This window comes from Nocardia brasiliensis IFM 10847, from assembly GCF_000710915.1.
In the GTDB taxonomy this organism is placed as follows: domain Bacteria; phylum Actinomycetota; class Actinomycetes; order Mycobacteriales; family Mycobacteriaceae; genus Nocardia; species Nocardia brasiliensis_A.
In genome coordinates, this window is sequence record NZ_BAUA01000150.1 from 31,933 (window position 1) to 56,324 (window position 24,392).

The 24,392-nt window shown below is 67.4% G+C and carries 27 protein-coding genes; 19 read left to right on the forward strand and 8 right to left on the reverse strand.

Annotated features, from left to right (window positions below):
• Positions 1 to 9 precede the first annotated feature (9 nt).
• Positions 10 to 1,452, reverse strand: a complete 1,443-nt coding sequence (locus tag NBRGI_RS28655; protein WP_200882238.1) for an MFS transporter — start codon at positions 1,450 to 1,452, stop codon at positions 10 to 12.
• Between the two features lie 365 nt (positions 1,453 to 1,817).
• Here NBRGI_RS28655 and NBRGI_RS28660 point away from each other — a divergent pair, with 365 nt between their 5' ends.
• The 3 genes from NBRGI_RS28660 to NBRGI_RS28670 all read left to right on the forward strand — a co-directional run bounded on the left by NBRGI_RS28660 (position 1,818) and on the right by NBRGI_RS28670 (position 4,144).
• Positions 1,818 to 2,396, forward strand: a complete 579-nt coding sequence (locus NBRGI_RS28660) for a TetR/AcrR family transcriptional regulator (protein ID WP_063726326.1) — start codon at positions 1,818 to 1,820, stop codon at positions 2,394 to 2,396.
• A 304-nt stretch (positions 2,397 to 2,700) separates the two neighbouring features.
• On the forward strand, positions 2,701 to 3,297 hold the full coding sequence (locus tag NBRGI_RS28665; RefSeq protein ID WP_029900319.1) for a TetR/AcrR family transcriptional regulator: 597 nt from the start codon (positions 2,701 to 2,703) through the stop codon (positions 3,295 to 3,297).
• Positions 3,298 to 3,409: 112 nt separating this feature from the next.
• Positions 3,410 to 4,144: an SDR family NAD(P)-dependent oxidoreductase gene (locus tag NBRGI_RS28670; RefSeq protein WP_029900320.1), complete on the forward strand. Its 735-nt coding sequence runs from the start codon at positions 3,410 to 3,412 to the stop codon at positions 4,142 to 4,144.
• Between the two features lie 90 nt (positions 4,145 to 4,234).
• Here the strand turns inward: NBRGI_RS28670 and NBRGI_RS28675 are convergent, their stop codons facing one another.
• Entirely contained in the window at positions 4,235 to 5,503 is a 1,269-nt protein-coding gene (locus NBRGI_RS28675; protein WP_235211137.1) for an FAD-dependent oxidoreductase, read from the reverse strand.
• 172 nt (positions 5,504 to 5,675) lie between these two features.
• On the opposite strand from NBRGI_RS28675, the gene NBRGI_RS28680 reads away from it, so the two are divergent.
• Positions 5,676 to 6,041, forward strand: a complete 366-nt coding sequence (locus NBRGI_RS28680; protein WP_029900322.1) for a hypothetical protein — start codon at positions 5,676 to 5,678, stop codon at positions 6,039 to 6,041.
• A gap of 245 nt (positions 6,042 to 6,286) precedes the next feature.
• Here NBRGI_RS28680 and NBRGI_RS28685 read toward each other — a convergent pair whose 3' ends face one another.
• Entirely contained in the window at positions 6,287 to 6,790 is a 504-nt protein-coding gene (locus NBRGI_RS28685; protein WP_029900323.1) for a hypothetical protein, read from the reverse strand.
• Positions 6,791 to 7,057: 267 nt separating this feature from the next.
• Positions 7,058 to 7,813 (reverse strand): hypothetical protein, encoded by a 756-nt coding sequence (locus NBRGI_RS48795; RefSeq protein ID WP_200882239.1) that lies wholly within the window; start codon positions 7,811 to 7,813, stop codon positions 7,058 to 7,060.
• Positions 7,814 to 7,866: 53 nt separating this feature from the next.
• On the opposite strand from NBRGI_RS48795, the gene NBRGI_RS28695 reads away from it, so the two are divergent.
• The 5 genes from NBRGI_RS28695 (at position 7,867) to NBRGI_RS28715 (ending at position 10,688) form a co-directional block, all read left to right on the forward strand.
• Positions 7,867 to 8,085 (forward strand): hypothetical protein, encoded by a 219-nt coding sequence (locus NBRGI_RS28695; RefSeq protein WP_029900325.1) that lies wholly within the window; start codon positions 7,867 to 7,869, stop codon positions 8,083 to 8,085.
• Between the two features lie 110 nt (positions 8,086 to 8,195).
• Positions 8,196 to 8,495 (forward strand): hypothetical protein, encoded by a 300-nt coding sequence (locus NBRGI_RS28700; RefSeq protein ID WP_235211138.1) that lies wholly within the window; start codon positions 8,196 to 8,198, stop codon positions 8,493 to 8,495.
• Positions 8,492 to 9,889: a hypothetical protein gene (locus NBRGI_RS46735; RefSeq protein ID WP_051728101.1), complete on the forward strand. Its 1,398-nt coding sequence runs from the start codon at positions 8,492 to 8,494 to the stop codon at positions 9,887 to 9,889. The genes NBRGI_RS28700 and NBRGI_RS46735 overlap by 4 nt, the downstream gene beginning before the upstream one ends.
• Positions 9,876 to 10,427: a hypothetical protein gene (locus NBRGI_RS28710; RefSeq protein ID WP_029900328.1), complete on the forward strand. Its 552-nt coding sequence runs from the start codon at positions 9,876 to 9,878 to the stop codon at positions 10,425 to 10,427. Before NBRGI_RS46735 ends, NBRGI_RS28710 begins: the two co-directional genes overlap by 14 nt.
• 21 nt (positions 10,428 to 10,448) lie before the next feature.
• Positions 10,449 to 10,688, forward strand: coding sequence for a hypothetical protein (locus NBRGI_RS28715; protein WP_029900329.1), 240 nt, complete (start codon positions 10,449 to 10,451; stop codon positions 10,686 to 10,688).
• Positions 10,689 to 10,696: 8 nt separating this feature from the next.
• On the opposite strand, the gene NBRGI_RS28720 is transcribed toward NBRGI_RS28715, so the two are convergent.
• Positions 10,697 to 11,641, reverse strand: a complete 945-nt coding sequence (locus NBRGI_RS28720) for an alpha/beta hydrolase family protein (protein WP_051728102.1) — start codon at positions 11,639 to 11,641, stop codon at positions 10,697 to 10,699.
• 129 nt (positions 11,642 to 11,770) lie between these two features.
• Between NBRGI_RS28720 and NBRGI_RS28725 the strand changes: the two genes are divergently transcribed.
• Positions 11,771 to 12,358 carry a TetR/AcrR family transcriptional regulator gene (locus NBRGI_RS28725; RefSeq protein ID WP_029900331.1) on the forward strand — a complete coding sequence of 196 codons (588 nt, stop codon included), beginning with the start codon at positions 11,771 to 11,773 and terminating at the stop codon, positions 12,356 to 12,358.
• A gap of 24 nt (positions 12,359 to 12,382) precedes the next feature.
• Here the strand turns inward: NBRGI_RS28725 and NBRGI_RS28730 are convergent, their stop codons facing one another.
• A complete protein-coding gene (locus tag NBRGI_RS28730; RefSeq protein WP_029900332.1) occupies positions 12,383 to 12,880 on the reverse strand; it encodes a hypothetical protein in 498 nt (165 codons plus the stop codon).
• A gap of 775 nt (positions 12,881 to 13,655) precedes the next feature.
• Here NBRGI_RS28730 and argC point away from each other — a divergent pair.
• Genes argC through NBRGI_RS28760 form a run of 6 tightly spaced genes read left to right on the forward strand, consistent with a single transcriptional unit; the run spans position 13,656 to position 19,545 of the window.
• A complete protein-coding gene (argC, locus tag NBRGI_RS28735; protein WP_029900333.1) occupies positions 13,656 to 14,729 on the forward strand; it encodes an N-acetyl-gamma-glutamyl-phosphate reductase in 1,074 nt (357 codons plus the stop codon).
• Entirely contained in the window at positions 14,726 to 15,952 is a 1,227-nt protein-coding gene (argJ, locus tag NBRGI_RS28740; RefSeq protein ID WP_029900334.1) for a bifunctional glutamate N-acetyltransferase/amino-acid acetyltransferase ArgJ, read from the forward strand. Before argC ends, argJ begins: the two co-directional genes overlap by 4 nt.
• Positions 15,949 to 16,875 carry an acetylglutamate kinase gene (gene argB / locus NBRGI_RS28745; protein ID WP_029900335.1) on the forward strand — a complete coding sequence of 309 codons (927 nt, stop codon included), beginning with the start codon at positions 15,949 to 15,951 and terminating at the stop codon, positions 16,873 to 16,875. The genes argJ and argB overlap by 4 nt, the downstream gene beginning before the upstream one ends.
• Entirely contained in the window at positions 16,872 to 18,095 is a 1,224-nt protein-coding gene (locus NBRGI_RS28750; RefSeq protein WP_029900336.1) for an acetylornithine transaminase, read from the forward strand. Before argB ends, NBRGI_RS28750 begins: the two co-directional genes overlap by 4 nt.
• Positions 18,092 to 19,060 (forward strand): ornithine carbamoyltransferase, encoded by a 969-nt coding sequence (gene argF / locus NBRGI_RS28755; RefSeq protein WP_029900337.1) that lies wholly within the window; start codon positions 18,092 to 18,094, stop codon positions 19,058 to 19,060. The genes NBRGI_RS28750 and argF overlap by 4 nt, the downstream gene beginning before the upstream one ends.
• Positions 19,057 to 19,545, forward strand: a complete 489-nt coding sequence (locus NBRGI_RS28760; protein ID WP_014983524.1) for an arginine repressor — start codon at positions 19,057 to 19,059, stop codon at positions 19,543 to 19,545. The genes argF and NBRGI_RS28760 overlap by 4 nt, the downstream gene beginning before the upstream one ends.
• A gap of 6 nt (positions 19,546 to 19,551) precedes the next feature.
• Here the strand turns inward: NBRGI_RS28760 and NBRGI_RS48255 are convergent, their stop codons facing one another.
• Entirely contained in the window at positions 19,552 to 19,716 is a 165-nt protein-coding gene (locus NBRGI_RS48255) for a hypothetical protein (protein WP_156055162.1), read from the reverse strand.
• 271 nt (positions 19,717 to 19,987) lie between these two features.
• Between NBRGI_RS48255 and NBRGI_RS28770 the strand changes: the two genes are divergently transcribed.
• The 3 genes from NBRGI_RS28770 to argH all read left to right on the forward strand — a co-directional run bounded on the left by NBRGI_RS28770 (position 19,988) and on the right by argH (position 23,588).
• Complete coding sequence (locus NBRGI_RS28770) at positions 19,988 to 21,190, forward strand: argininosuccinate synthase (protein ID WP_029900338.1); 1,203 nt, start codon at positions 19,988 to 19,990, stop codon at positions 21,188 to 21,190.
• A gap of 62 nt (positions 21,191 to 21,252) precedes the next feature.
• Positions 21,253 to 22,152: an SAM-dependent methyltransferase gene (locus NBRGI_RS28775; RefSeq protein ID WP_029900339.1), complete on the forward strand. Its 900-nt coding sequence runs from the start codon at positions 21,253 to 21,255 to the stop codon at positions 22,150 to 22,152.
• Positions 22,153 to 22,166: 14 nt separating this feature from the next.
• The gene (gene argH / locus NBRGI_RS28780) at positions 22,167 to 23,588 is read left to right on the forward strand and encodes an argininosuccinate lyase (RefSeq protein ID WP_029900340.1); all 1,422 of its coding nucleotides are present in this window, start codon (positions 22,167 to 22,169) and stop codon (positions 23,586 to 23,588) included.
• Positions 23,589 to 23,679: 91 nt separating this feature from the next.
• Here the strand turns inward: argH and NBRGI_RS28785 are convergent, their stop codons facing one another.
• A complete protein-coding gene (locus NBRGI_RS28785; RefSeq protein WP_148310983.1) occupies positions 23,680 to 24,363 on the reverse strand; it encodes a hypothetical protein in 684 nt (227 codons plus the stop codon).
• Between the last annotated feature and the right edge of the window lie 29 nt (positions 24,364 to 24,392).

A 24,392-nucleotide genomic window follows, 5' to 3' on the forward strand; every position in this document is an offset into this window, starting at 1 on the left:
ACCCTCGGATCAGCCCCGGGGCTGTGGGCGAGGCAGCGCGAACATCAGCGCCCACATCAGTACGAGCGCGCCGATGACGTACCAGAGCGCGGTGGCGAACGCCGCACTCACCTGGCCGCCATGGCTGCCCGCGGGTGCGTGCGCGAAGTACGCCACCGAGGTCAGCGCGATGCCCAGTGCTGTGCCCAGTTGCATCGCGGTGTTGAACACCCCGGAGGCGGCACCCATGTCCGCCGGATCGACCTGTCCCAGCGCCAATCCCGCCAGACCCGCGCCGATCATGCCGAACCCGCAACCGAGTGCGAGCATCGGCGCGACCGCCGCCACGAACGGCATCTCGGTCCCGTGTGTGGTGACCAGCAGTTGGTAGCCCAACAACGTCAAGGCCACCAGCAGCGCGCCCGTCTGGGGTACTCGACGCGCGTGTGCGAGAGCGAGTTTGGAGGCGAGCATCGCCCCGCCCATGCCGCCGATCGCGATGGCCGCGGCGGCCGGTGCGAACCGGGACGGTGAGAGTCCGAGGCCGTCCTGCATGAACAGGGTCCAGGTCAGCAGGAACGCCCCGGAGACCAGACCGAAGATCAGCTGCGCGGATACCCCGCCCGAGAAGAACCGACTGCGGAACACTGTGAGCGACAACAAAGGTGAATCGTTCGTCGTGGTCTTGACCCGCTGCTGTGCCACGAACCCGGCCAGCATCGCGAGACCGCCGACCAGCATCACCACACTCCACGCGGGCCACCGATTCTGCCCACCCACGGTGAGGGGGACGAGGATCAGCAGCAGTGCCGAACCGCACAAGACCATGCCGAGCGGATCGAGTCGCCGCGCGTGCGGGTCACTCGATTCGGGGATGAACCGTAGCCCGAGCGCGAGAGTTACCGCACCGATCGGAATGTTGATCAGGAAGATCGAGCGCCAGCCCAGATCGAACAGATCCGCACCGGTGAGCACACCACCCAGGACCGGGCCCAGCACCCCGCCCAGCGACATGATCAACCCGTACAAGCCGAACGCCTTGGCACGCGCGGCCCCGTCGAAGTTCACATACAGCGTGGCCAGCACCTGCGGCACCATGACCGCGGCCGCACCGCCTTGGAGGGCACGCGCCACGATCAGCATCGCCGGTCCACTCGCCACGCCACACAGCAGCGAGGCCACGGTGAACGCCGTGGTGCCGAGCAGGAATACGCGCTTGCGCCCGTAAATGTCGCCGAGGCGACCGCCGGTGATCAGCCCGAGCGCGAACACCAGCGTGTAGGCCGCCGGAATCCACTGCACCGCAGCGCTTGTCGCGCCCGTCTCGGTTTGGATGGTCGGTAACGCGGTATGCACGATCGAGCCGTCGAGCGCGTTCATCAGCTCGGCGACCAACACCACGACCAGGGTGATGGACAGAGCCCGCCCCGCGGCGCCACGCGCGCGGGTGGAGTCGAGAGTTTCCGAGGACACGAAAACCTCCTGTTCTGAGCAGTTGGAAAACAGGGGCAGGCCGGGGCCACGCACGCCAACTGCACACAGCAGGGGTGGGGAGGGTACGACAAAGCCCAGGCCATCGGGAAAGAGCCGTCCACGAACACGGACCCGAACGCGCACATCGGTGCGCGAGTGGTCGGTGCCGGAACTACGGCTACTTGGCCTGGGAGATAAGTCATCACCTCGAAACTCGATCGACAGAGCACACGGAAACTGTTGAGTACATTTGTACTCTGCGAGCGACCCGTCGGTACAGCGATTATGGGCCGAATCACAATAGGTACATATGTACCCTGATGCGGGGTCAGGAACGTACCGAGCGAGCGGAGACCGAGGGTGGCATGGAGGAACTGATCGAGAATCAACCAACCTCGTTGCGGCGCAGGCGATTCGATCCGAACCGACGCGAACGCATCGCACGCGCCGCGATCGAAGTGATCGGCGAACGCGGGGTGGAGGGACTGACCCACCGCGCCGTGGCCGCGGCCGCCGATGTCCCGATCGCCGGTACCACCTACCACTACAAGGACAAAGAAGAACTGCTGGCCGCCGCACTCGAACTGTGCGTCAGCGACTACGCCGCGCTCATGGCCGCCATCCCTGGATCCGATCCCGCCATGACGATCGCGGGAATCATCGACCAGACCGCGCACGCCCTGGTCGAGTGTTTCACCACTGAACGCACCCGCACCACCGTGCAACTCGAGCTCTACATCGCCGCGATCCGACGCCCCTCGCTACGCCCCATCGCCGACCGGTTCACCGAAGCCACCCGCACCATGTACACGCACTACACCGACCCGGCCACTGCGGCCTTGCTCACCGACACCGCTCAGGGAATCACCTTGCGCGGCATCGCCACCGATACCCCACCCACTGCCCAGCAAATCGGCGATCTACTCACCCGCTGCCTACCGTGAGCCTGCCGGAGGCACGGTCATTCAAGTGAGCTCAGTCGACCAGGCGCACGGGAACCTGATCATCGATCCGGCATGCTGGGCCTAGATGCTCGCAGAGCCCGAAGTGCACGCAATTCGGCATTATGGTGCGTCGCTCAACTGGAGATGAGCTCTGCGCGTTGAACTCCGGCGGAGCTACGGCACTGTCCCGGACCAAACGCACAGCGGCATTACCGCGTATTCAGGCGAAATCGTGACATCGCTTGGACTGCCTGGCGTTGTCGCCATTATGGCCCGTACGGTCCAAAACTAGTACTGTGGGCGCATGGCTCGACCTCGTGAGTTCGACGAAGATCGCGTGATTCTCGCTATCCGCGACGAGTTCTGGGACAAGGGCTACGCGGTAACGTCGATGGATGACCTGCTGCGCGTGAGCGGGCTGGGCAAAGGCAGCCTTTACGGAGCGTTCGGGGATAAACGCAGCCTGTTCCTGCGGGTGCTTCGTGACTACAACGACACGAACCTGCTGATGCTGCGCGAGCGTCTGGCGTCTGCGCCGCGGGGGATCGACCTGGTCCGCGAGTTCGTACTCGGCTCGACCAGTGATCCGACCGGAGCCACTGCGCGTCGAGGTTGCTTGCTGGCCAACAGCAACGCCGAGCTTGCCGCCAGTACTCCGGAAGTGGCCGCTGAGGCACGCCGCAGCTATGACGCGATCACTGCCATCCTCACTGCTGCACTGGAGCGCGCCCAGCGCGAAGGAGACCTCGACCCCGACACCGACCCCGCCGAGACCGCTCGCGCGGTGCTCGTCGCCCAACTCGGCGTCATCGCGCTCGGGCGCACCGGCATGGACATCGACGCGCTCACCACGGTGGCCCAGTCCGCCTTGGCGCGTTTGCTGCCCACCCCAACGCGGTAGCAGCTCGGCATCGCGTCAAGACGTCACCCTCTCGATGGCGAAGTTCTTGACTATCCGGTCCATAATGTGGAAGGTTATGGACGTGATAGTCCATAACCTGGAAGGGGGCGGAATGCCCGTCTTGACCGACAAGGTCGCCGTAGTCACCGGGGCCAGCAGCGGCATCGGGTTCGCGACCGCACGTGCGTTCCGCGACGAGGGCGCCAAGGTGTTCATCACCGGTCGCCGCAAGGAGGCCCTCGACGCCGCGGTCGCCGAGCTCGGACCCGACGTGACCGGCGTGGTCTGCGACGCTGCGGTCCCCGCAGAGCTCGACGCGTTCTACGCGACCGTGCACGCTCAGGCCGGACTCATCGACGTGCTGGTTGCCAACGCCGGGGTCGGCACCGCAGCTCCGTTCGGCGAGGTGACCGAGGATCTGATCGACTCCGTGTTCACCACCAACGTCAAGGGAACGATTTTCACCTTGCAGCAAGCGTTGCCGTTCCTCAGTCCCAACGCTTCGGTAATCCTGACGGGTTCGACTGCCACGACACGGCCCAACCAGGGACTCGAGGTCTACGCGGCGTCGAAGGCCGCGGTCCGCAGCCTCGCCCGCGGTTGGGCCCTGAGCTCGCGCGCGCATGGCTTTCGGGTCAACGTCGTGTCCCCGGGCGGCACCCGCAGCCCCGGTCTGCTCGAGCTGGTCACGCCCGAGATGCTCGAGCAGGCCGAAGGTGCCGTCCCCCTGGGTCGGCTCGCCGAGCCCGAGGAGATCGCCGCCGTGACGACGTTCCTTGCCTCGGACGCGTCGAGTTACGTCAACGGTGCCGAATTCTTCGCCGACGGCGGATACGCGCAGGTCTGAATGCTCCCATCAGCGCCGCACTCCACGCACCGAGCGACTGTCCGATTTGACATCGGCTGTCCGACTCAATAGACGATGGCCCGCGATCGATCAGCCACTGACCTGCGATCTGATCGATCCAGCGGTGGGTGATGTGGTGAGCATCCAGTGACTGAACGCGGTGTATCGCCTCGCGTACTCTGCCGGGTCATCGGCGGTTTCGATGTCGCGGGACAGTGTGCGTACCTGTTCGAAGCGCGGCATGCGGAGCCGTTCGTAGTCCTCGAGCGCTGCGCGCAGGGTAGGCGCGGATGCGAGCGCAGCACGCAGCACGCTTACGTCTTCGATGCCGAGGGTGCCTCCGGCGGCGACATGGGGCGAAAGGCCATGTGCGGCATCGCCGATCAGCGCGACACGAGCGCCAGTCCAGCGCGGCAGTGTCGGTACGATCACGACCTGGTTCTCCAGGATGTCGTCCTCAGGGGTGGCGGCAATCATGCGCAGTAGCTCGTCGTGCCAGCCGTCGCGTGCCAAATGGCGGGCGAGCCGTAGGGTGTGCTCGCGTTTGCCGCCGGTGCGTGCCGGTGCGTCGAATTGGCCGATGAACCACATTGTCTCGCCCTCGGCGACGCGGGTGTATCCGCCGCGCAGGTGGTCTCGCCCAAGGGTGACCACTGTCCCCTCGGGGCGCTCGGTGCCGGTGGGAACGATTGCGCGCCAAGCGAAGTTGCGTGACTGCGGGTGCGCCTCGCTGCCGGGCAGCAGTTGTACGCGCACCCTGGAGTAGACGCCGTCGGCGCCGAGCAGCAGATCCGCGTGGACGTCGTCGGCGTTGTCGAGGTGTACGCGGATCTCGTCGGTGGTCTCGGTGTAGCCGATCACTCGCGCGCCCATGGTGATTCGGTCGCGGCCCGCCGCCTCGGCAAGCAACCTGTTGAGCCAAGGCCGGGGGACGAACAGGAATGGATGGCTCGTCTCGCCCGCGGGCTGCTGGGGCCGGCCGCCGGGGTCGAAGAACCATTCCTCGATCTCGTGACCCTTCGCCCGCACCTCGGCGCCGATGCCGAACCGATCGAACTCGCGAAGCGCACTGGGCCACAGCCCGATTCCCACCCCTGCGGCACGGATCTCCATCGCCTGCTCGAGGACCGTGACCTGGTGACCGTCGCGCCGCAGGGAGGCCGCCGCGGTCAATCCGACCAGACCGCCACCGGCGATGACGATTCGCATGCCCGTGCTGTCGACGCTCACATCCTCGACGATAAAATTAACGGTTAGCTTTTTGGTTCTGGTTGAGTTTCGAATCCGATAGTCCCTGAAAGCGCACCTGCGGGAGAGATGCGCAGATAATGCTCCACGCAGGCCGTACCACATGGACATGTGTGATGTTGTCCCGCAACGTATTTCGCAGTGTAGACCGCCCGCACAGCGGCAAGATAGCGCGATCGCGGCCCGTACTGAATTGCGCACCGATTCGCCGTACTGAAAGGATGTCCGGTGTCGGGGATCGGCTCTGGAGAAGAAGGTACCCATGCGGAGAACAGTCCTTATCGTGGCGGCGCTTTTGGCCGTCACCGGCGGGCTCACCACGGTCGCCGGTACGGCGGGCGCGGTCGATGACAAGGCGACCTGCGTCGCTGTCAACGCGGCATGGAGCGATGTGAACAACCAGCTCGCGGCACTCGGCGGACCCGGCTCGATCGCCGACCTGCGGCAGATCTACCTTGAAGCCGCGCAGAAATTCGGCGCAGCGGCGGACGCCGCCGACCAGGGCGCGCTGAAGGACGCACTCAACACCGCGGCGTCACTGTTGAATCGGCTCGACACCGCAACAACCCTCGACGACTTCGACAAGGTGATGCAGGATCCCGCGTTGGCTGCTGCCATGGACGCGGTCGGCACGCCCTGCGGGTTCTGATCTCGCGCGTTCGGGTTGCCGCCAGCGGCGCGAACACTGCGGCACGAGTACCGACGTGAATCGGCCGATGCGAAGTGTCCTGCATTCGGCACTTCAGTGCACTGCAGACGCCGAGATGATCTCAGCTCGTTGATCTTTGAGTCATGCCGCGCGCGGCCGGTCTGACCGACCCTGTGGCAGAAGCGGATACCCATAGTCGGCCATCACACCGAATGACGGTCTGGATGAATTCGTTGGCCTGTTGTCTACTCGGTCGGAGCCGGGCGGGCTGGTTTGGGCAGGGGAGCTCGACCGCTGAGCGTTGCATAAATGGACGCGGCGGCGACCATAGCGAGGAAGCCGAGGGGCAGGCCGACCATGCCGAATCCTTGGGCGTACTGTAAGTATTCGGGGGAATGGCTGCCGGAGCCGTCCACGCCGAGTAGGCGGCCGGCCGGAGACTGCCAGGTGCGGACGTCACCGCCGTCTGCTGCGAACCAGCAGAAGAGCGTCAAGCCCAGAGCGTACGCCCACAGCAGCAGCAAGACGCCGACTCGGGCGGATTGCTTGGCTTCAGCGAAAGCGCTTGTGGAGGAGAGCATTCCGCGTGCCATCCAGGCCAGCAGGCCGAAGTTCAGCAGCCATACCGGGGCGCCGAGGAAGAAGACGAAGGCGAATATCCAGCCGGGCTCCGTCAGGAATCGGGCAAGGATGTCCACCGCCTGGATCACCGGGATCGCGACCGCGGTCACGACGACCCACCTTCTCATTCGATCCATCACCGCAGCCCTTTCGAATTCGGGTTTCGACTTGCGGCTTCGAGTGTTCACCGGATCGAGGCGCGGATCATGAGTATTCCTACTACGAAGACCGCAGTGGTTCCACGGCATCACCTGTCTGAACATCGCGGAGATCGACTCCGGCGTCGAGCATGGTGGTGGCGAAGGCCGCGGTCGGTCCCGCGCGGGAAGCGGCATGAGAGTGCATCGCGAGATGCGAGCGTGAGTTCCGTCAATCAGGCGTACGGCGAATCGTGTTCACGCGATATCTGAGCTGATTGGCCTGCTCAGATCCCTTAGCGCGTCGTCGTATTGGTTGCGGTCGAACCGGAATGGGCCGAATCTACCGTAGTCGCCGCGTGTTGGGTGATTTGGACCGAAGCGATCCCAGATCACAAGGTCCTCGGTGACGGTAATCTCGGCCAGGAGTGGCCAGCAGCCCCATTCGCCGCATTCACACACGAGCACGGGTGTCTTCGATCCCGTTGCCATGGTGGATCTTCCGTGGAAGTGGTCGTCCATCCGGAGGTCCCGAGAGTATGCCGGGATGAGGCCACCGTATGCCCCAGGTGCGGGCTGTATGCCTGCGTCGAGCTCGAATCTGTCGATCAGATCGGTGAGGGCCACACCGTCGACGCGTGGGATGACCCGGTCACGTCGCGTGATCGGAAGGATGCCGGCGAGGAGCCAGCGGCGTGGGCGGGGGAACTGGAATTGTCTGTCGAACCGAATCGTGTTGATGGCCATGCCGAAATCCGGTTCAGACAGCGCGTCGGTAGGCGGCGGACTCGATGCGTTGGCGTCAACAGTGGTCTGGTCATCGGCATCACCGGAATCCAGACGCTTGCCGGGGATCACCGGCAGGGGCGCAAGACGCCCTTTCCATAGAAAAAGATCACGGGTCCACCATATGTGGCGCTCGTGCCCGCCTGTAAACCCCTCGAGCAGGTGCAGTCCGACCCGCACCGCGCTCGCGGCGTGCTCGACCCTCCCGATCGAACACGCGGCCAGCATAGCCGCCGGAGATGCGGCAGCTTCGGGATGTTTCGGCCGTAGGGTGAGGACTCATGGAGCCGGACAGCAACCTGGAGGACTTACGGTCAGCGCTCTCCTGCGTTTACGAGAAACTCGGTGCCGAGAGCCTCACCGAACCCGACCGGGTCGAATTGGTGGCGCGCGCCGAGGTGGTGCAAGACCAGATCGACGCGATCCAGTACGCCGTCGGCGACGAAGCGGGCGCCCGCATCGGGGATACACCCGTGCCGGAGTCTGATCCATTGTTCTGATCGAGTTCGACGGGAGCGCCGCTGCCCGGCACGTCATCCCCGGCCCCCGGAACCGGGGGCAAGATCGACAACCTCTCGGGCGGATAGCATTGGCGGCATTTCAGGGATAGGTGGCACGGGCGGTGGGCGGGTTCGAGGTCGAAATCAATCAGCTGCGGACGGCGGGCAACGCGGCGGGATCCGCGGCGAATCAAGCTCGGGAAGTGGGCCCCGGCACCGGATTGGCGGCGATCGCGACCGCCTTGCCCGGCGGGGACGCCGCCAAGCGCGCGCCCACTCTGGGGTCCACGTTCAACGATCGCGCGAAGGGCTGGGCCGATGAGATCGGCCGGTGGAACGATTCGGTGCAGGCGGCCGTGAAGCTGTACACCGAAAACGAGGCAGAGGCCGAAAGGGCTTTCCGGCGATGAGTGTCGGCTACCACGACGTCCGCAAATGGGACGCCACAGCGCTCGACACCGCGGCCACCGATCTGCGCGGGCGGCGGGACAAACTCGTCGGACTCCAGGATGAACTCGACGATGCCAGGCGATTACCGAGCTGGTACGGCCCCGCGAGCGAACGCGCACGCAATTCGCTCGGTGACACCCGCAACAACGCCGAGATTCTGATCGCGGAATTGTCCGCGGTGGAACGCGCGCTGCACAACGCGTCGGATGACGTGTCCGCCTTGAAGATCCGGGTCGCCAACAATGACGCGCTCGCCGACTCCTACCTGTTCGCCATCACCGCCGACGGCACGATCGTGGACAATAAGCCGCCCGACCCGCCGCCGAGGTCGCGCATCGAGGCCGAAGATCTGGCCGAGGCCCGGCGGCATCGCGAAACCATCAGGCAGCAGGTGGTGCGGGAAACCAAGTCGATACTCGCCACCGCGAAGAATATCGACGCTGCCATTGCCCTGGTTCTGCAGCTTGCACAGGACCGCAAGGTCAGTGACCACGGCGCGACCACGCTGGCCGGTGCGCAAAAGGGTGGGGAACTCGACGCCGAAGTGGCCGAGATGGAACAGGCGCTGCGCGATGCCGGGCTGCTGACCGGGCCGCCGGTCTCCGGCTTCTACCGGCAGTGGCTCGAAAACGCGGTGCGCCGGGGTGTTTCGATCGACACGATCAAGCAGATCGTCGCCGATCACCACATCACCCCGGAGGACTTCAAGATCCTGGAAAGGCTCCAGGAAATCCGGGAGGACGAAGACGGCGACGGTATCTTCAAGTCGTACTTCCTGTTGCCGACCGATATCAGCGCGGCCGACGCCGCGAAGGCCGTGCGGATGACCTATATCTTGAACGCGGGCACCGACTACGGCACCGAGGGGGAGAAGACCGATTTCAGGCCGACCCCGTACAGTTCCGACGAAGTGCGTCGAATCACCGACCGGCAACGGCACAATTCCTGGAGCTATGACGAAGATGTGGCATTCGTGCACGGCAACGGCGGCCGGTTGGCGACCACGCCCAACGGCATGATGATGGGCTTGGGCGGAAATTTCGTCCAGGACAGGTTCAGCACGAACGCGGGCACGACCTGGGGCGATACCTTCATGGTCGACATCGACGATCCGCAGGATCCGGCGCAGCAGATTCGCGAGATGGCGAGTTCGGGCCACGCCTGGTTCGAGGGCGACAACGGCCCGTACCGCGGACGGCTGGACCTGGACCGGCTGCTGCACCACGAGGAGCGCCACTCCCAGCAGTGGGAGCGCGAGGGTCACGCCGGCTTCATCGCCTCCTACGTGTGGGAGCAGGTCACCGGCGGTGAGGAGACCGAGAAAGACGCGGGACTGTCCGATGGCGGGTACTAGCCGGCCGCGTGTCGCCTGCGCCGTGCTGCTCATGGCGGCGGCCACCGCGGCATGCGACACCAGGGCGCAGTACGAGCCGTCGCTGCCGCCGGCCGCCGGGTTCCGCGTGGACGACGGCGTGCTCGAACTCTGGACGGGCACACCGTGCCCCGGCGTCACCGCCCTGACCTTGACCTTCGACTCCGGTACCGAAAAGAGCACCGAGCAGGTGTGGACCGCGCCACGGCCCGGCGTGCTCGTGGAGCACATGAACCTGCTGAGCTCCGCCGGGCGACCGGCCCCGGACACCGGTCCGCTGCAGGTCCGCACACCACTGCCCGCCGGCTACGACTGGACCAAGGCGGGCTCGCTGCACTTCGCCGTCGACGGGCCGCCGTCCTACGGAGCCAGGGTCGATATCGACCGACTGCTGCGCGAGTCGGCCCAGCACCCTTCCGCGAGTTACCTTTTCGGCGGGCGCGGATGGATGGACGCCGCGGCGGTCCAGCGCGAGAATCGGAAATCGTTCCTGACCGTCTGCACGCCCGACCCGCAGTGACGCCGACCCCGCGGAGCGAATATGGAGCCGACGACCCGCCGGCGGACCGTGCTGCGCCGCCTCGTGCTGGGCGCGTTCGCCTGCACGGTCGCGGCGATCGCGGTGCTCGTCGGCGAGGTGGTGCTCAGTGCCACCGGAGTGCTCTTCGATCCGCACGGCTACGGGATGTTCGGGGGCATCCTGTTCGCGGCGGTGCTGACGCCGATCGCATTACTGCTCTGGTTGCTGTACGTGGCACTGCGCGGCGTGAACAGTGATTGACGGACCGGCTATTTGTTATCGATGCGGCCGATCGGCGTGGTGGCTCGGGTGAGGTCGGACTGGACCTCGTGCCAGGCGGCGGAATCGAGGGCCAGTGCGTCGCGCAGGTAGGCCCAGGCGGCCGTGCGGACCAGGGCGACGCGTGCGGGGTTCTCGTCGGTGGTGTCGGCGGCGTGGTAGTTGTGGATGCCGCCCAGCATGTGTTCGCCGCCGAAGAGCGTGAGCAGGCTGCGGGCGCCGGGGCTGTAGGTGTACACGTCGGTGAACCAGTCGGGGCCGCGGGTCGAGAGCGCGGAGTGGTCGTGGTCGCCCGCGATTACCAGGGTGGGCGTGCGCAGTTGGTCGAAATCGGGACTCATGAAGGGATAGTTTTCGGCGGCGAACGGCGACAGGTCCGCGCCGCCCAGTCCGGTAGTGGCAAGCAGCACACCGGCTTTCACGCGTGGGTCGGTCAGATCGGGGCCCGGCGTCCCGTCCGTGCCGAGGACGCGGGCACCGAGCAGCATGCCGACGGTCTGGCCACCCCACGAGTGCCCGGCGACGGCGATCCGCTCGGGATCGACGCGCGTGCCGAGCCCCGGCACGGCGGCGAGGACGCGGTCGAGTTCATCGAGCACGCGCAGTACGTCCTGCACCCGGATCTCCCAGATGCGCGGATAGCGTGCGTCTTCCGGGGTGAGTCCGAGCGTGCGGGAATCGAGGAACGTGGGCTGGACGACCACGAATCCGTTGGCCGCCCAGAAGTCCACCAGTGGATCGTAGGAGGACATCGACTTGCCGAAGCCGTGCGCGAGCACGAGGACCGGGAGGCCGGTGCCGTTGACGGGGGCGCTGATTCGCACCTGGAGGTCGTCGCCGCGTTCCGGAGCGGGCAGGACGACGGGTTTCACGCTGATGATCGGCGTGCTCAGCGTGGGGACGGCACTCGTGGTGACCGGGGCTGTAGCGGGCATGGGCTTCCCTTCGAACGTGTTGAGCAGCGCGCCCCGTGGTAGCAGATAGACTGAAGAAACGGAGCGCCGTTCCGAATATACGGAGCAATGTTCCGCTTCACAACTGCTGTCCTGGGAAAGGTGCGTCGCGTGAGTGCTGGCGAAGAGACATCGCCGACCGAGACCTCGGCGAAACGCGCGGATGCGCGCCGCAACGAGCGAGCGCTGCTGGACGCCGCGGCCGCGGTCTTCGTCGCCGACGGGGTGAACGCGCCGGTGCGCCGGATCGCGGCGGCGGCCGGGGTCGGCATGGGCACGATCTACCGGCATTTCCCCACCCGCGCGGACTTGGTCGCCGCCGTCTATCGGCACCAGATCGACGCGTGCACCGAAGCCGGGCCCGCGTTGCTCGCGAGCGCCACCGCACCGTTCGACGCGCTGCGCCGGTGGGTGGACTTGTTCGTGGACTTCCTGGTGACCAAACACGGACTCGCCGCGGCACTGCGCAACGATCCCGACGGCTTCACCGCCCTGCACGCGTTGTTCCTGGACCGCCTCGTCCCGGTGTTCGACGAAATCCTCTGTGCGGCAAAAGGTATGGATGAGGTAACGGCCGACGTGAGCGCTTATCAGTTGCTGCGTGCCATCGGGGACATCTGCGCGGGTGCGGAGCGGGAAGATCCGAACTATGACGCACGCATCACCATCGGTCTGCTGCTCGACGGATGTAGGCGTTGAAAACCGTCGATGGGCGCGTGGCGATCAGGCGGATTCGTCCAGCAGGTGGGCGTGCCAGACCGCCGCGGCCTGTTGATGGGAATCGACGCCCGCGTAGAACGAGTCCGCCAGCTCGCTGTAGTCGGGATCGGTAAATCCTTGGGTGTCAATGAATTTCGGTCGGTACACGGCGAACTTGCCGTTGGGTGACTGTGGCCGGTACGGCACAGCCATGCGCATGGATCGTGGTCGCGGCGTGTACTCGACGGCATCGATGATCAGGGCGTCGGTGCGTCCGCGCGGCAGGTGCAGGAACGCGTCGACGATCAACACTGCGCGCACCCAGTTCGGCCGCCCGGTCTGTAATCGCTCGGCGCCGATGTGGGCTGCCTCGGCAGCGTCGTCGGAGTGCAGACGCTCCAAGCCTTCTGTTCCGTCGGTAGCCGCGTAACCGAGCAGCGGAGTGAGCATATCGCCGTCGGAAACACTCCAGATACCGTGCGCCGCATAGAAACCGGCACTCTTGGCAATCGCGTACACCATTGGCAGACAATATCCGTAACTACGCCGACCGGAGTGCGAAACGGCCACGCTCTCGTGTCTCAATCTCTACGCGCTCGGAGTCTGAGACACGCTGCGCCACAAGACATCCGATGTCTCTCGATGCTTGACATGTGCGGCAATGAATCCCCGCTGCTGACCAGGCATGTCGACATTACCGATGCATTATCGGTCGGGTGAATAACCGGCGCTACAACTTTCGACTACTTGACACGGAAAACGTTGGCGGAGGCCGTATAGCGGCTTCATGGCGCCGGCTACTCGGGCGATGCCGCCACCTCTACCCGGCGATCGCGCGACCAGGTGGCGCGGGTGTGCGAGGAGGAAAGCTCGGGCATACGCGGGCCGGTCCAGGCGGGGCCGGTCCGGGGCTCCGAGGGGCCGTGGTCTCGGCGCTGTCCATTCCGGTCGATGGCTGCTGATCCGAAGATTCGTCGCATGGTTGGTCGCGTCGCGTGGTTGCTCGATCCGGCTGCCGCGCGGCGGGTGGCGGTCGGGGTCGGGGCCGGAATGAGACCGGGGAGCTGCCTTCTTTCCGGTGGTTCGGGTCACACCCTTTCTGGGGACAGGTCGAAACTGGCTGTTCGGAGGGGGTGTGGAGATGTGATGGAGACGTTCGGGCCAGGGACGGGCCCCGGGGTGGGTGGTGAATCGTTACGGTGGATGTGGTGCCCGGCCGACTGTTGGACGAGCGGCGGGGGCTGGGAAACCTAGCCCTGCCTATGAATGAGCTTGCATGGTCGTGCATAATCATCACATGGTTGATTCGGTGCACGCGCCGGCGTCGACCGCGCCCGCGCTGCGGGTGGCGGTGGCCGGGGCGAGTGGATACGCGGGTGGCGAAGTACTACGCCTGTTGCTGGGGCACCCGGCATACCGCGACGGGCGCCTGGAGATCGGCGCGCTGACGGCGGGGGCCAATGCCGGGACGGCGCTGGGGGAGTTGCAGCCACATCTGCTGCCGCTGGCGGATCGGGTGCTCGGTCCGACGAGTGTCGACGAACTGGCCGGCCACGACATCGTGTTCCTCGGCCTGCCGCACGGTCAGTCCGCGGCGATCGCGGCCCAACTGCCCGACTCGACCGTGATCATCGACTGCGGCGCCGACTTCCGTTTGACGGACGCGCAGGCGTGGGAGAAGTACTACGGCAGCGCGCACGCGGGCAGCTGGCCCTACGGCCTGCCCGAGCTGCCCGGCGGCCGGGAGCGGCTGCGCGGCGCGCGCCGGATCGCGGTGCCGGGCTGCTACCCGACCGTGGCCAGCCTCGCGCTGGCGCCCGCGGTCGCGGCGGGCATCGTCGCGCCGCAGGTGAATATCGTTGCGGTGAGCGGAACTTCGGGTGCGGGCCGCAAACTCGATGTGGGCCTGCTCGGCTCCGAGGTGATGGGATCGGCGCGCGCCTACGGCATCGCCGGGGCGCACCGGCACACACCGGAGATCGCGCAGAACCTGAAGGCGGCGGGCGGTACCGATATCGCGGTGTCGTTCACCCCGGTACTCGCGCCGATGCCGCGCGGCATCCTCGCGACCTGCACCGCGCCGACCACGGTGGACGTCGTGCAGGCGCGCGCCGTCTATGAAAAGGCTTACGCCGACGAACCTTTCGTCCATCTGCTGCCCGAAGGCGTACTGCCGCAGACCGGTGCGGTGCTGGGCGCGAACGCCGTCACCCTGCAGGTGGCGGTGGACACCGACGCGGGCCTGCTCGTGGTGATCGGTGCGATCGACAATTTGACCAAGGGCACCGCGGGCGCCGCGGTGCAATCCATGAATCTGGCCGTCGGATTCGACGAGACCGCAGGACTTCCCACCGTAGGAGTGGCACCGTGACGACATTCGCCGCAGCATCGAACGCGAACGGCAGACTGGTACGCAACCAGGGTGTGACCGGACCGCTCGGCTTCCGCGCGGCCGGTATCGCGGCGGGCATCAAGGCGAGCGGAAAGCCGGACCTGGCCCTGGTTTTCAACGAGGGGCCCGAGTACGCGGCCGCGGGCGTGTTCACCAGCAACAAGATCAAGGCAGCGCCGGTGCTGTGGTCACAGCAGGTGCTCACCGGTAAGCGGCTGCGCGCGGTGATCCTGAATTCCGGCGGCGCGAACGCGTGCACCGGGCCGGGCGGCTTTCAGGACACACATAAGACCGCCGAGGAACTCGCTGCGGCCCTGAGCAATTGGGGCACGGAAACCGGCGCGGGGGAGATCGCGGTCTGCTCGACCGGGCTGATCGGCGACCGGCTGCCGATGGACAAGGTGATTCCCGCGATCACCGAGATCGTGCACGAGATGGGCGGCGGCCTGTCCGGCGGTCTGGATGCGGCACACGCCATCATGACCACCGACACCGTGCCCAAGGAAGCGGCCTTCCATCACCGTGACAAGTGGAACGTGGGCGGGATGGCCAAGGGCGCGGGCATGCTGGCACCCTCGCTGGCGACCATGCTCGTGGTGCTCACCACCGACGCCGCCGTCAGCGCCGACCAGTTGGATCAGGCGCTGCGCAACGCGACCGCGCGCACCTTCGACCGGCTCGACGTGGACGGCTCCTGCTCCACCAACGACACGGTGCTGCTGCTCGCCAACGGCGCGAGCGAGGTCACCCCGAGCCAGGCCGATCTGGACGCCGCCGTCCTCGCGGTGTGCGACGACCTGGCGGCGCAACTGATGGCCGACGCCGAGGGCGTCACCAAGCGGGTGCTGGTGACGGTGGCGGGCGCGGTGAGCGAGGACGAGGCGGTCGCCGCGGCTCGCACGGTCGCCCGTGACAGCCTGGTGAAGACCGCGCTGTTCGGTTCGGATCCGAACTGGGGCCGGGTGCTCGCCGCGGTCGGCATGGCGCCGGTCACCCTCGATCCGAACCGGATCTCGGTGTCGTTCAACGGAAATCCGGTGTGCGTCGACGGTGCCGGCGCGCCCGGCGCCCGCGACGTCGACCTGTCCGGAATGGACATCGAGGTGCGCATCGAGCTGAATGTCGGTGACGCACAGGCGACTATCCGCACCACCGACCTCTCGCACGGTTACGTCGAAGAGAATTCGGCCTACAGCTCATGACCGGCCAACTGCACCACGAGCTTTCGGCGCTGGACAAGGCGCACGTGCTGGCCGACGCGCTGCCCTGGTTGCAGAAGTTCCGCGACAAGATCGTGGTGGTGAAGTTCGGCGGCAACGCCATGGTCGACGCCGAACTCGAGCGGGCCTTCGCCGCGGACATGGCCTTCCTGCGTACCGTCGGCGTGCATCCGGTGGTGGTGCACGGCGGCGGGCCGCAGATCAGCGCGATGCTGAAAAGGCTGGGCCTGCAAGGCGAGTTCCGCGGCGGCTTCCGGGTGACCACGCCCGAGGTGATGGATGTCGTGCGCATGGTGCTGTTCGGGCAGGTCGGTCGCGAGCTGGTCGGGTTGATCAACGCGCACGGTCCGTACGCGGTCGGTATCTCGGGGGAGGACGCGGGCCTGTTCACCGCGACCCGCCGCACCGTCGACGTCGAGGGCGTGCCGACCGATATCGGTCTGGTCGGCGACGTCAGCGAGGTGAATCCGGCAGCGGTGCTCGATCTGATCGACGCGGGCCGCATCCCGGTGGTCTCCACCATCGCGCCGGATGCCGACGGCGTGGTGCACAACATCAATGCCGACACCGCCGCGGCCGCGCTCGCCGAGGGCATCGGCGCGGAGAAGCTCGTGGTGCTGACCGATGTCGAGGGTCTGTACACCGAGTGGCCGGACCGCTCGTCGCTGATCACCCGGATCGACACCGCGGCCCTGGCCGAGTTGCTGCCCCGCCTCGACGCGGGCATGGTGCCGAAGATGGAAGCCTGCCTGCGCGCCGTGCACGGCGGCGTGCCGACCGCCCATGTCATCGACGGCCGCGTCCCGCACTCCGTGCTGCTGGAACTGTTCACCGGAGAAGGAATCGGAACGATGGTGACGCCCGCCCCGGCCGGGGCCGGCTCGCCGGACGGAACGAAACAATGAGCAAAGACCAGGAATTCCAACAGCGGTGGTCCGCCGCGATGATGAACAACTACGGCACCCCGAAGCTCACGCTGGTGCGTGGCGCGGGTGCGGTGGTCTACGACGCGGACGGCAACCGCTATGTCGATTTCCTCGGCGGCATCGCGGTCAACAGTCTCGGCCACGCCCACCCGGCGATCCTCGCCGCGGTCACCCAGCAACTGGGCACGCTCGGTCATGTCTCGAATATCTATGCGAACGAGCCGGTCATCGAATTGGCGGAGCGGTTGCTCGCGCATTTCGGCGATGGCTCCAACGACGCCGGGCACTCCGGCCGGGCGTTCTTCTGCAACTCCGGGACCGAGGCGAACGAGGCGGCATTCAAGATCGCACGGTTGACCGGCCGGTCCAAGATCGTCGCCTGCGAGGAGGCGTTCCACGGCCGCACCATGGGCGCGCTCGCGCTCACCGGGCAGGCGGCCAAGCGCACGCCGTTCGAGCCGATGCCCGCGGGCGTGGTGCACGTGCCCTACGGTGATGCCGCCGCGCTCGAGGCCGCGGTCGATGCCGACACCGCCGCGGTGTTCCTGGAACCGATGATGGGCGAGAGCGGTGTGGTGGTTCCGCCGTTCGACTACCTGGCCAAGGCCAGAGAGATCACGGCGCGCAACGGCGCGCTGCTCATCCTCGACGAAGTGCAGACCGGCATCGGCCGAACCGGAAAGTTCTACGCGCACCAGGCCGTCGGCATCGTGCCCGACGTGATCACGCTGGCGAAGGGCCTCGGCGGCGGACTGCCGATCGGCGCGGTGCTGGCCACCGGGCGGGCGGCCGAGCTGCTCACCCCGGGCTTGCACGGCACCACCTTCGGCGGCAACCCGGTGTGCGCGGCGGCCGCGCTCGCGGTGCTGCGCACCATCGACGAGGAGGGACTGCTCGCGCACGTCGAGTCGGTCGGCAAGCGGCTCAGCGACGGCATCGAACTGCTGGAGCATCCGCTGATCGATCAGGTGCGCGGTGCGGGACTGCTGCTCGGCATCGTGCTGACCGACGCGATCTCGGCGCAGGTCGAGGCGCGGGCGCGGGCGGCGGGCTATCTGGTGAACCCGGCCAAGCCCGACGTCATCCGGCTCGCACCGCCGCTGATCCTGACCGAAACCCAAGCCGACAACTTCGTCGCCGATCTGCCCGGGATCCTCGACGCCGCCACCAAAGACGCAAAGGAGGCTGCGGCGCAATGACTTCCACAGCTGCGGGGACCTCGGCCCCGATCCGGCACTTCCTCCGCGACGACGACGTGAGCCCGGCCGAGCAGGCCGAAATCCTCGCCCTCGCCGCCGAACTCAAGCACGCGCCGTTCTCGCAGCGCCCGCTGGAGGGGCCGCGTGGGGTCGGGGTGATCTTCGAGAAGAACTCCACCCGCACCCGGTTCTCGTTCGAGGTGGGCATCGCTCAACTCGGCGGGCACGCGGTGGTGGTGGACGGGCGCGATACCCAGCTCGGCCGTGAGGAGACGCTCGGCGACACCGGTCGCGTGCTGTCCCGTTATGTCGACGCGATCGTCTGGCGCACTTTCGAGCAGGTCCGGCTCGATGAAATGGCCGCGACCGCAACGGTTCCGGTGGTGAACGCGCTGTCCAACGAATTCCACCCGTGCCAGGTGCTCGCCGATCTGCAGACGCTGGTCGAGCGCAAGGGCACCCTGGTGGGCCGCAATCTGGCCTATTTCGGCGACGGCGCCAACAACATGGCGCACTCGCTGCTGCTCGGCGGTGTCACCGCCGGTTTGAACGTCACCATCGCGGCCCCCGCGGGATTCGAACCGCTGCCGTGGATCGTGGAGGCGGCGCGCAAGCGGGCCGCCGAGACGGGCGCCACCATCACGCTCACCGACGATCCGCAGGCGGCGGCCGACGGCGCGGACGCGCTGGTGACCGACGCCTGGACCTCGATGGGACAGGAGAACGACGGGCTCGATCGTGTCGGTCCGTTCCGGCCGTTCCAGGTGAACTCGGCCTTGCTCGGGCGCGCCGACGCCGATGCCGTGGTGCTGCACTGCCTGCCCGCGCATCGCGGCGAGGAGGTGACCGACGAGGTGCTCGACGGTCCGCACAGCGTGGTGTGGGACGAGGCCGAGAACCGGCTGCACGCGCAGAAGGCGCTGCTGGTCTGGTTGCTGGCCAAGCGAAGTGACGGTGTGGCGTGACCGGTCCGGAGATCGCGCGGACCCGCGCCGGGCGCCAGTCGCGCATCGTCGAGCTGCTGACCGCGCACGCGGTCCGCAGCCAGACCGAACTGGCGGCGCTGCTTTCCGCCGAGGGCATCGAGACCACTCAGGCCACGCTCTCGCGGGATCTGGACGAACTGGGCGCGGTCAAGCTGCGCGCGGCCGACGGCGGCGCGGGGGTCTACGTGGTGCCCGAGGACGGCAGTCCCATCCGCGGGGTCACCGGTGGCACCGATCGGCTGGCGAAGCTGCTCGGCGATCTACTGGTATCCACCGACCACAGCGGCAACATCGCGGTGCTGCGCACTCCGCCGGGCGCGGCGCACTACCTGGCCAGCGCGCTGGACCGGGCGGCCCTGCCCTACATCGTCGGCACCATCGCGGGTGACGACACCATCGCCGTCATCGCCCGCGAACCGTTCACCGGCGCCGAACTGGCGGCGAAGATCGAGGAGATCGCCTGAGCGGCGTCAGCTGAACGGGTACTGGCCACCGCCGCCGCTGCGCGGGGTGCCGCCGTTGTCGGGGGTGGCCACGTTGATGATGTCCTGGATGAGGTCGACCACCGCGCGACCGACGTCGAGGACGCCGTTGCCGAGGGTGCTGAATTCTTGCCCGATGAGATGCAGCAGCATGACGTTCTTCCTTCTGCCTGGCCGAACGTTTCCGCCCCCAAGGGTCGCACAGGACCGGGCTCGCGCGCGGGGATTCGCTTGATGGGCAGAGACTTTCGCCGCCTCGATGATGCGGTTCGGTAGCTGGGGCACCCCCGGTTATGCATGGGCTTGCATCATCGTGCATAATCATTTGTAGAACGTGCGGGCCCCGTGCTCCCGAGGCGAACACCGGGGCCGGCAGTCGCCCGCACTTCGCACACACGTACCGAAACCGAGGAGCACACAGACCATGTCCGAACGCGTCGTACTCGCCTACTCCGGTGGGCTGGACACCTCCGTCGCGATCAGCTGGATCGGCAAGGAGACCGGTGCCGAGGTGGTGGCTGTGGCCATCGACCTGGGCCAGGGTGGCGAGGACATGAACGTGGTGCGCCAGCGAGCGCTCGACTGCGGCGCGGTCGAGGCCATCGTGGTGGACGCCCGCGACGAATTCGCCGACGAGTACTGCCTGCCCACCATCCAGGCGAACGCGATGTACATGGGTCAGTACCCGCTGGTCTCCGCGATCAGCCGGCCGCTCATCGTCAAGCACCTGGTGGAGGCGGCCAAGTTCCACGGCGCGAGCACCGTCGCGCACGGCTGCACCGGCAAGGGCAACGACCAGGTCCGCTTCGAGGTCGGCATCGGCGCGCTCGCGCCCGACCTGAACGTGATCGCCCCGGTCCGCGACTACGCCTGGACCCGGGAGAAGGCCATCGCCTTCGCCGAGGAGAACGCGCTGCCGATCAACGTCACCAAGAAGTCGCCCTTCTCGATCGACCAGAACGTGTGGGGCCGGGCCGTCGAGACCGGCTTCCTCGAAGACCTGTGGAACGCGCCGACCAAGGACGTCTACGACTACACCGCCGACCCGACCGTCAACTTCGAGGCGCCGGACGAGCTGATCGTGTCCTTCGAGCGTGGTGTGCCGGTCGCCATCGACGGCCGCTCCGTCAGCGTGCTGGAAGCGATCGTCGAGCTGAACCATCGGGCTGGACGGCAGGGTGTCGGCCGGCTCGACATGGTCGAGGATCGGCTCGTCGGCATCAAGAGCCGTGAGATCTACGAGGCCCCCGGCGCGATCGTGCTGATCACCGCGCACCAGGCGCTGGAAAACGTCACCATCGAGCGTGAGCTTGGCCGGTACAAGCGGCAGGTCGAGCAGCGCTGGGGCGAGCTGGCCTACGACGGCCTGTGGTTCTCCCCGCTGAAGCGGGCGCTGGACGCCTTCATCGGCGACACCCAGCAGGCTGTCACCGGCGATATCCGGATGGTGCTGCACGGCGGCAGCGCGGTGATCAACGGCCGGCGCTCGGACCAGTCGCTCTACGACTTCAACCTGGCCACCTACGACGAGGGCGATACCTTCGACCAGTCGCTGGCCAAGGGCTTCGTGCAGATCCACGGCCTGTCCTCCAAGGTCGCCGCGCGCCGGGACCTGAACCAGAAGTAGGCGGCGCGCGCAGTAGCCTCGGACGGGTCGGCCCTGAACCGGCCGACCCGAAGGGAGCGATGATGCGGACCGACGACGACAGCTGGGACATCGTGACGAGCGTCGGCGCGACGGCGCTCGGTGTCGCCGCGGTGCGCGCGGGCGAGTCCCGGCGGCCGGACGCGCTGTTCCGTGATCCGTACGCCGAGGTCCTGGTGGACGCGGTCGATCCGGCCGCCTGGGCCCGGCTCGTTCAGGGCTCCGGCGATGCCGATCCGGCCGCGACGCGCTCCTACGGGCTGCTCGCCGACCTCATCGTCGCGCGCACCTGCTACTTCGACGACTTCTTCGCCGCGGTAGTGGCCGCGGGCATCCGGCAGATCGTGATCGTGGCCGCCGGGCTCGACGCCAGGTCCTACCGGCTCGAATGGGCCGGTGGCAGTATGTTGTACGAGCTGGACCAGCCGAAAGTGTTGCAGTTCAAGGCTTCCGCTTTCGCTGCGCAGGGCATCGCACCGGCGGTCGAGCGCCGCGAGGTCCCGGTGGATCTGCGTGACGACTGGCCTGCGGCTTTGCGGGACAAGGGTTTCGACTCCGCCGTGCCGACCGCGTGGCTCGTCGAGGGACTGCTGCGCTACCTGCCCGCCGACGCCCAGGACCGGCTGCTGACGGCCGTGACGGAACTCAGCGCGCCGGGCAGCCGGGTCGCGCTCAACATGACCTTGGCCGAAGCGCCCGACACGGTGCACAGCGACGACGCCAGAGCGCGGATGCGGGCCGCGTTCGACGTCGATGTCGACGTGGGCACGCTGTGGTATCCGGCCGAAGGCCGCAGTGATCCGGTCGCCTGGTTCACCGAACAGGGCTGGTCCGCAACGCGGGCCGACCCGGCGACCGTGCTGGCCGAACACGGCCGCCCCGTCGCCGCGGACCTTGCCGCGCATATGAGAACCCATCTACTGATGACCGCCATCCGACCCTGAGGAGACAGCACACCATGACGCAGAGCGGCAGCACGAACACAGGTGCGCTCTGGGGCGGGCGATTCGCGTCCGGACCGGCCGAGGCGATGGCCGCGCTGAGCAAGTCGACCCAGTTCGACTGGGTCTTGGCGCCCTACGACATTCGCGCGTCCAAGGCGCACGCCCGCGTGCTGCACAAGGCCGGACTGCTGTCCGAGAGCGACCTCGCCGGGATGCTGGCCGGGCTGGACCAGCTTGCCGCGGACGTGGACTCGGGTGCGTTCGGGCCCGCCGACTCGGACGAGGACGTGCACGGCGCTCTGGAACGCGGGCTGATCGAACGGGTCGGCGCCGAACTCGGCGGCCGGTTGCGCGCCGGGCGGTCCCGCAACGACCAGGTGGCCACGCTGTTCCGGATGTGGTTGCGCGACGCGGTCCGGCGGGTCGCGGCGGGACTGATCGAGGTCGTCGACGCGCTGGTGACGCAGGCGGGCGCGCACCCGGACGCGGTGATGCCGGGCAAGACGCACCTGCAGGCCGCGCAGCCGGTGCTGCTCGCGCACCACCTGCTCGCCCACGCCCATCCGCTGCTGCGCGATATCGATCGGCTGCGCGACTTCGACAAGCGGGCCGCGGTGTCGCCGTACGGTTCCGGCGCGCTGGCCGGTTCCTCGCTCGGGCTCGACCCCGAGGCGATCGCCGCCGAACTGGATTTCGATGCGGCAGCGGCCAATTCGATCGACGCCACGTCGTCGCGCGATTTCGCCGCCGAGGCCGCGTTCGTGCTCGCCATGATCGGGGTCGACCTCAGCCGCATGGCCGAAGAGGTGATCCTGTGGAGCACACCGGAATTCGGGTACATCACGCTGGCCGACGCCTGGTCCACCGGCTCCTCGATCATGCCGCAGAAGAAGAACCCGGACGTCTCCGAACTCACCAGGGGCAAGGCGGGCCGGCTCATCGGCAACCTCACCGGGCTGCTGGCCACGCTGAAGGCGCAACCGCTGGCCTATAACCGGGATCTGCAGGAGGACAAGGAACCCCTGTTCGATTCGGTGGCGCAGCTGGAACTCCTGCTGCCGGCCATCGCGGGCCTGGTCTCGACCCTCACGTTCCACACCGAGCGGATGGCCGAGCTCGCCCCCGCCGGTTTCACCCTGGCCACCGATATCGCCGAATGGCTGGTCCGGCAAGGCGTTCCGTTCCGGGTCGCGCACGAAGCGGCCGGTGCCTGCGTGCGTGCCGCGGAAGCACGCGGCGTGGGACTCGACGAACTCACCGACGCGGAATTCGCCGCCATCGACCCCGCCCTCACCCCCCAGGTCCGCGAAGTACTCACCGTCGAGGGCTCCATCGCGTCCCGCAACGCCCGCGGCGGCACCGCGGGCACCCAGGTCACCCGCCAGCTCGACGAAATCCGCACGGCCACCGGCGAAGTACGCACCTGGCTCAGCTGATCTGCGCGGGCCGCTGCGCTCGCCCGGTGCACTGCGTTTTCGGCCGAGACGCGCCCGCATGCGGTGCGGGCGGATGACCGTGCGACGCGGTTCAGCGGGGGAACAACGCTGCTACGTGGAGGAGCGGCGCGGCCAGGGCGGGGATGGCGTTCGGGTCTTTCAGGCGTCCGGGGCGGTAGGTGACCAGGTCGTGGTTGCCGACGCTCCAGTGCGGGACGGCGTTGTGCAGGTGGGCGGTGATCAGATCCTTGGTGACCAGCCAGTGGGCGTACCGGGGATCGGGGGAGACGATGCGGAAGCGGGAATCGAAGTCCGGATTGCCGGTGGCGGTGGGTTTGTCGCCGAACAAGCTGCGGCCGAGCTGAGAGAACAGGCCGCGGGTCAACACGGCGACCGGCCGGTGCGGCTGGGACAGGTGCACGACGATGACGATGTAGTAGTGCGTCGTCGTACTGGTCGTGCTGTGCGAGGTCGAGGAGAAGTTGCTGGACGAGGTGGTCTCGTACGAATAGTCCGCGACGGTCACCCAGCGGCCGTCGAGCTGCCCCGTCATCGTCACACCCAGGCCGCGCTTGTTGCGCCCGGGTAGGCGCACGGTCCAGTCCGCCCGGACCCGCTCCGCGTAGGACCAGCCGTGCGCGTGCGCCCAGCCGGCCAGCGCGGCCTTACGCCTGCGTTCGGCGCGAATCGACAGCGGGACAACCACAACGAGCACGATCACGACGGTCACCACGATCACGCCGATGATCAGCACCATCACGTCCACGCTGATCACCACACCTTGTCGCCGTTCGCCCCCCGCAC

What these genes read in the sequence shown, in the direction of transcription:
- NBRGI_RS28770 (WP_029900338.1), top strand. Translation starts at nt 19,988, where the DNA reads ATGTCCGAACGCGTCGTACTCGCCTACTCCGGTGGGCTGGACACCTCC.
- NBRGI_RS48255 (WP_156055162.1), bottom strand. Translation starts at nt 19,716, where the DNA reads ATGCTGCTGCATCTCATCGGGCAAGAATTCAGCACCCTCGGCAACGGC.
- argH (WP_029900340.1), top strand. Translation starts at nt 22,167, where the DNA reads ATGACGCAGAGCGGCAGCACGAACACAGGTGCGCTCTGGGGCGGGCGA.
- NBRGI_RS46735 (WP_051728101.1), top strand. Translation starts at nt 8,492, where the DNA reads ATGAGTGTCGGCTACCACGACGTCCGCAAATGGGACGCCACAGCGCTC.
- NBRGI_RS28715 (WP_029900329.1), top strand. Translation starts at nt 10,449, where the DNA reads ATGGAGCCGACGACCCGCCGGCGGACCGTGCTGCGCCGCCTCGTGCTG.
- NBRGI_RS48795 (WP_200882239.1), bottom strand. Translation starts at nt 7,813, where the DNA reads ATGCTGGCCGCGTGTTCGATCGGGAGGGTCGAGCACGCCGCGAGCGCG.
- NBRGI_RS28750 (WP_029900336.1), top strand. Translation starts at nt 16,872, where the DNA reads ATGAGCAAAGACCAGGAATTCCAACAGCGGTGGTCCGCCGCGATGATG.
- NBRGI_RS28775 (WP_029900339.1), top strand. Translation starts at nt 21,253, where the DNA reads ATGCGGACCGACGACGACAGCTGGGACATCGTGACGAGCGTCGGCGCG.
- NBRGI_RS28665 (WP_029900319.1), top strand. Translation starts at nt 2,701, where the DNA reads ATGGCTCGACCTCGTGAGTTCGACGAAGATCGCGTGATTCTCGCTATC.
- NBRGI_RS28695 (WP_029900325.1), top strand. Translation starts at nt 7,867, where the DNA reads ATGGAGCCGGACAGCAACCTGGAGGACTTACGGTCAGCGCTCTCCTGC.
- NBRGI_RS28660 (WP_063726326.1), top strand. Translation starts at nt 1,818, where the DNA reads ATGGAGGAACTGATCGAGAATCAACCAACCTCGTTGCGGCGCAGGCGA.
- NBRGI_RS28720 (WP_051728102.1), bottom strand. Translation starts at nt 11,641, where the DNA reads ATGCCCGCTACAGCCCCGGTCACCACGAGTGCCGTCCCCACGCTGAGC.
- NBRGI_RS28710 (WP_029900328.1), top strand. Translation starts at nt 9,876, where the DNA reads ATGGCGGGTACTAGCCGGCCGCGTGTCGCCTGCGCCGTGCTGCTCATG.
- NBRGI_RS28675 (WP_235211137.1), bottom strand. Translation starts at nt 5,503, where the DNA reads ATGTCCATGTGGTACGGCCTGCGTGGAGCATTATCTGCGCATCTCTCC.
- argF (WP_029900337.1), top strand. Translation starts at nt 18,092, where the DNA reads ATGACTTCCACAGCTGCGGGGACCTCGGCCCCGATCCGGCACTTCCTC.
- NBRGI_RS28670 (WP_029900320.1), top strand. Translation starts at nt 3,410, where the DNA reads ATGCCCGTCTTGACCGACAAGGTCGCCGTAGTCACCGGGGCCAGCAGC.
- NBRGI_RS28685 (WP_029900323.1), bottom strand. Translation starts at nt 6,790, where the DNA reads ATGAGAAGGTGGGTCGTCGTGACCGCGGTCGCGATCCCGGTGATCCAG.
- NBRGI_RS28730 (WP_029900332.1), bottom strand. Translation starts at nt 12,880, where the DNA reads ATGGTGTACGCGATTGCCAAGAGTGCCGGTTTCTATGCGGCGCACGGT.
- argB (WP_029900335.1), top strand. Translation starts at nt 15,949, where the DNA reads ATGACCGGCCAACTGCACCACGAGCTTTCGGCGCTGGACAAGGCGCAC.
- argC (WP_029900333.1), top strand. Translation starts at nt 13,656, where the DNA reads ATGGTTGATTCGGTGCACGCGCCGGCGTCGACCGCGCCCGCGCTGCGG.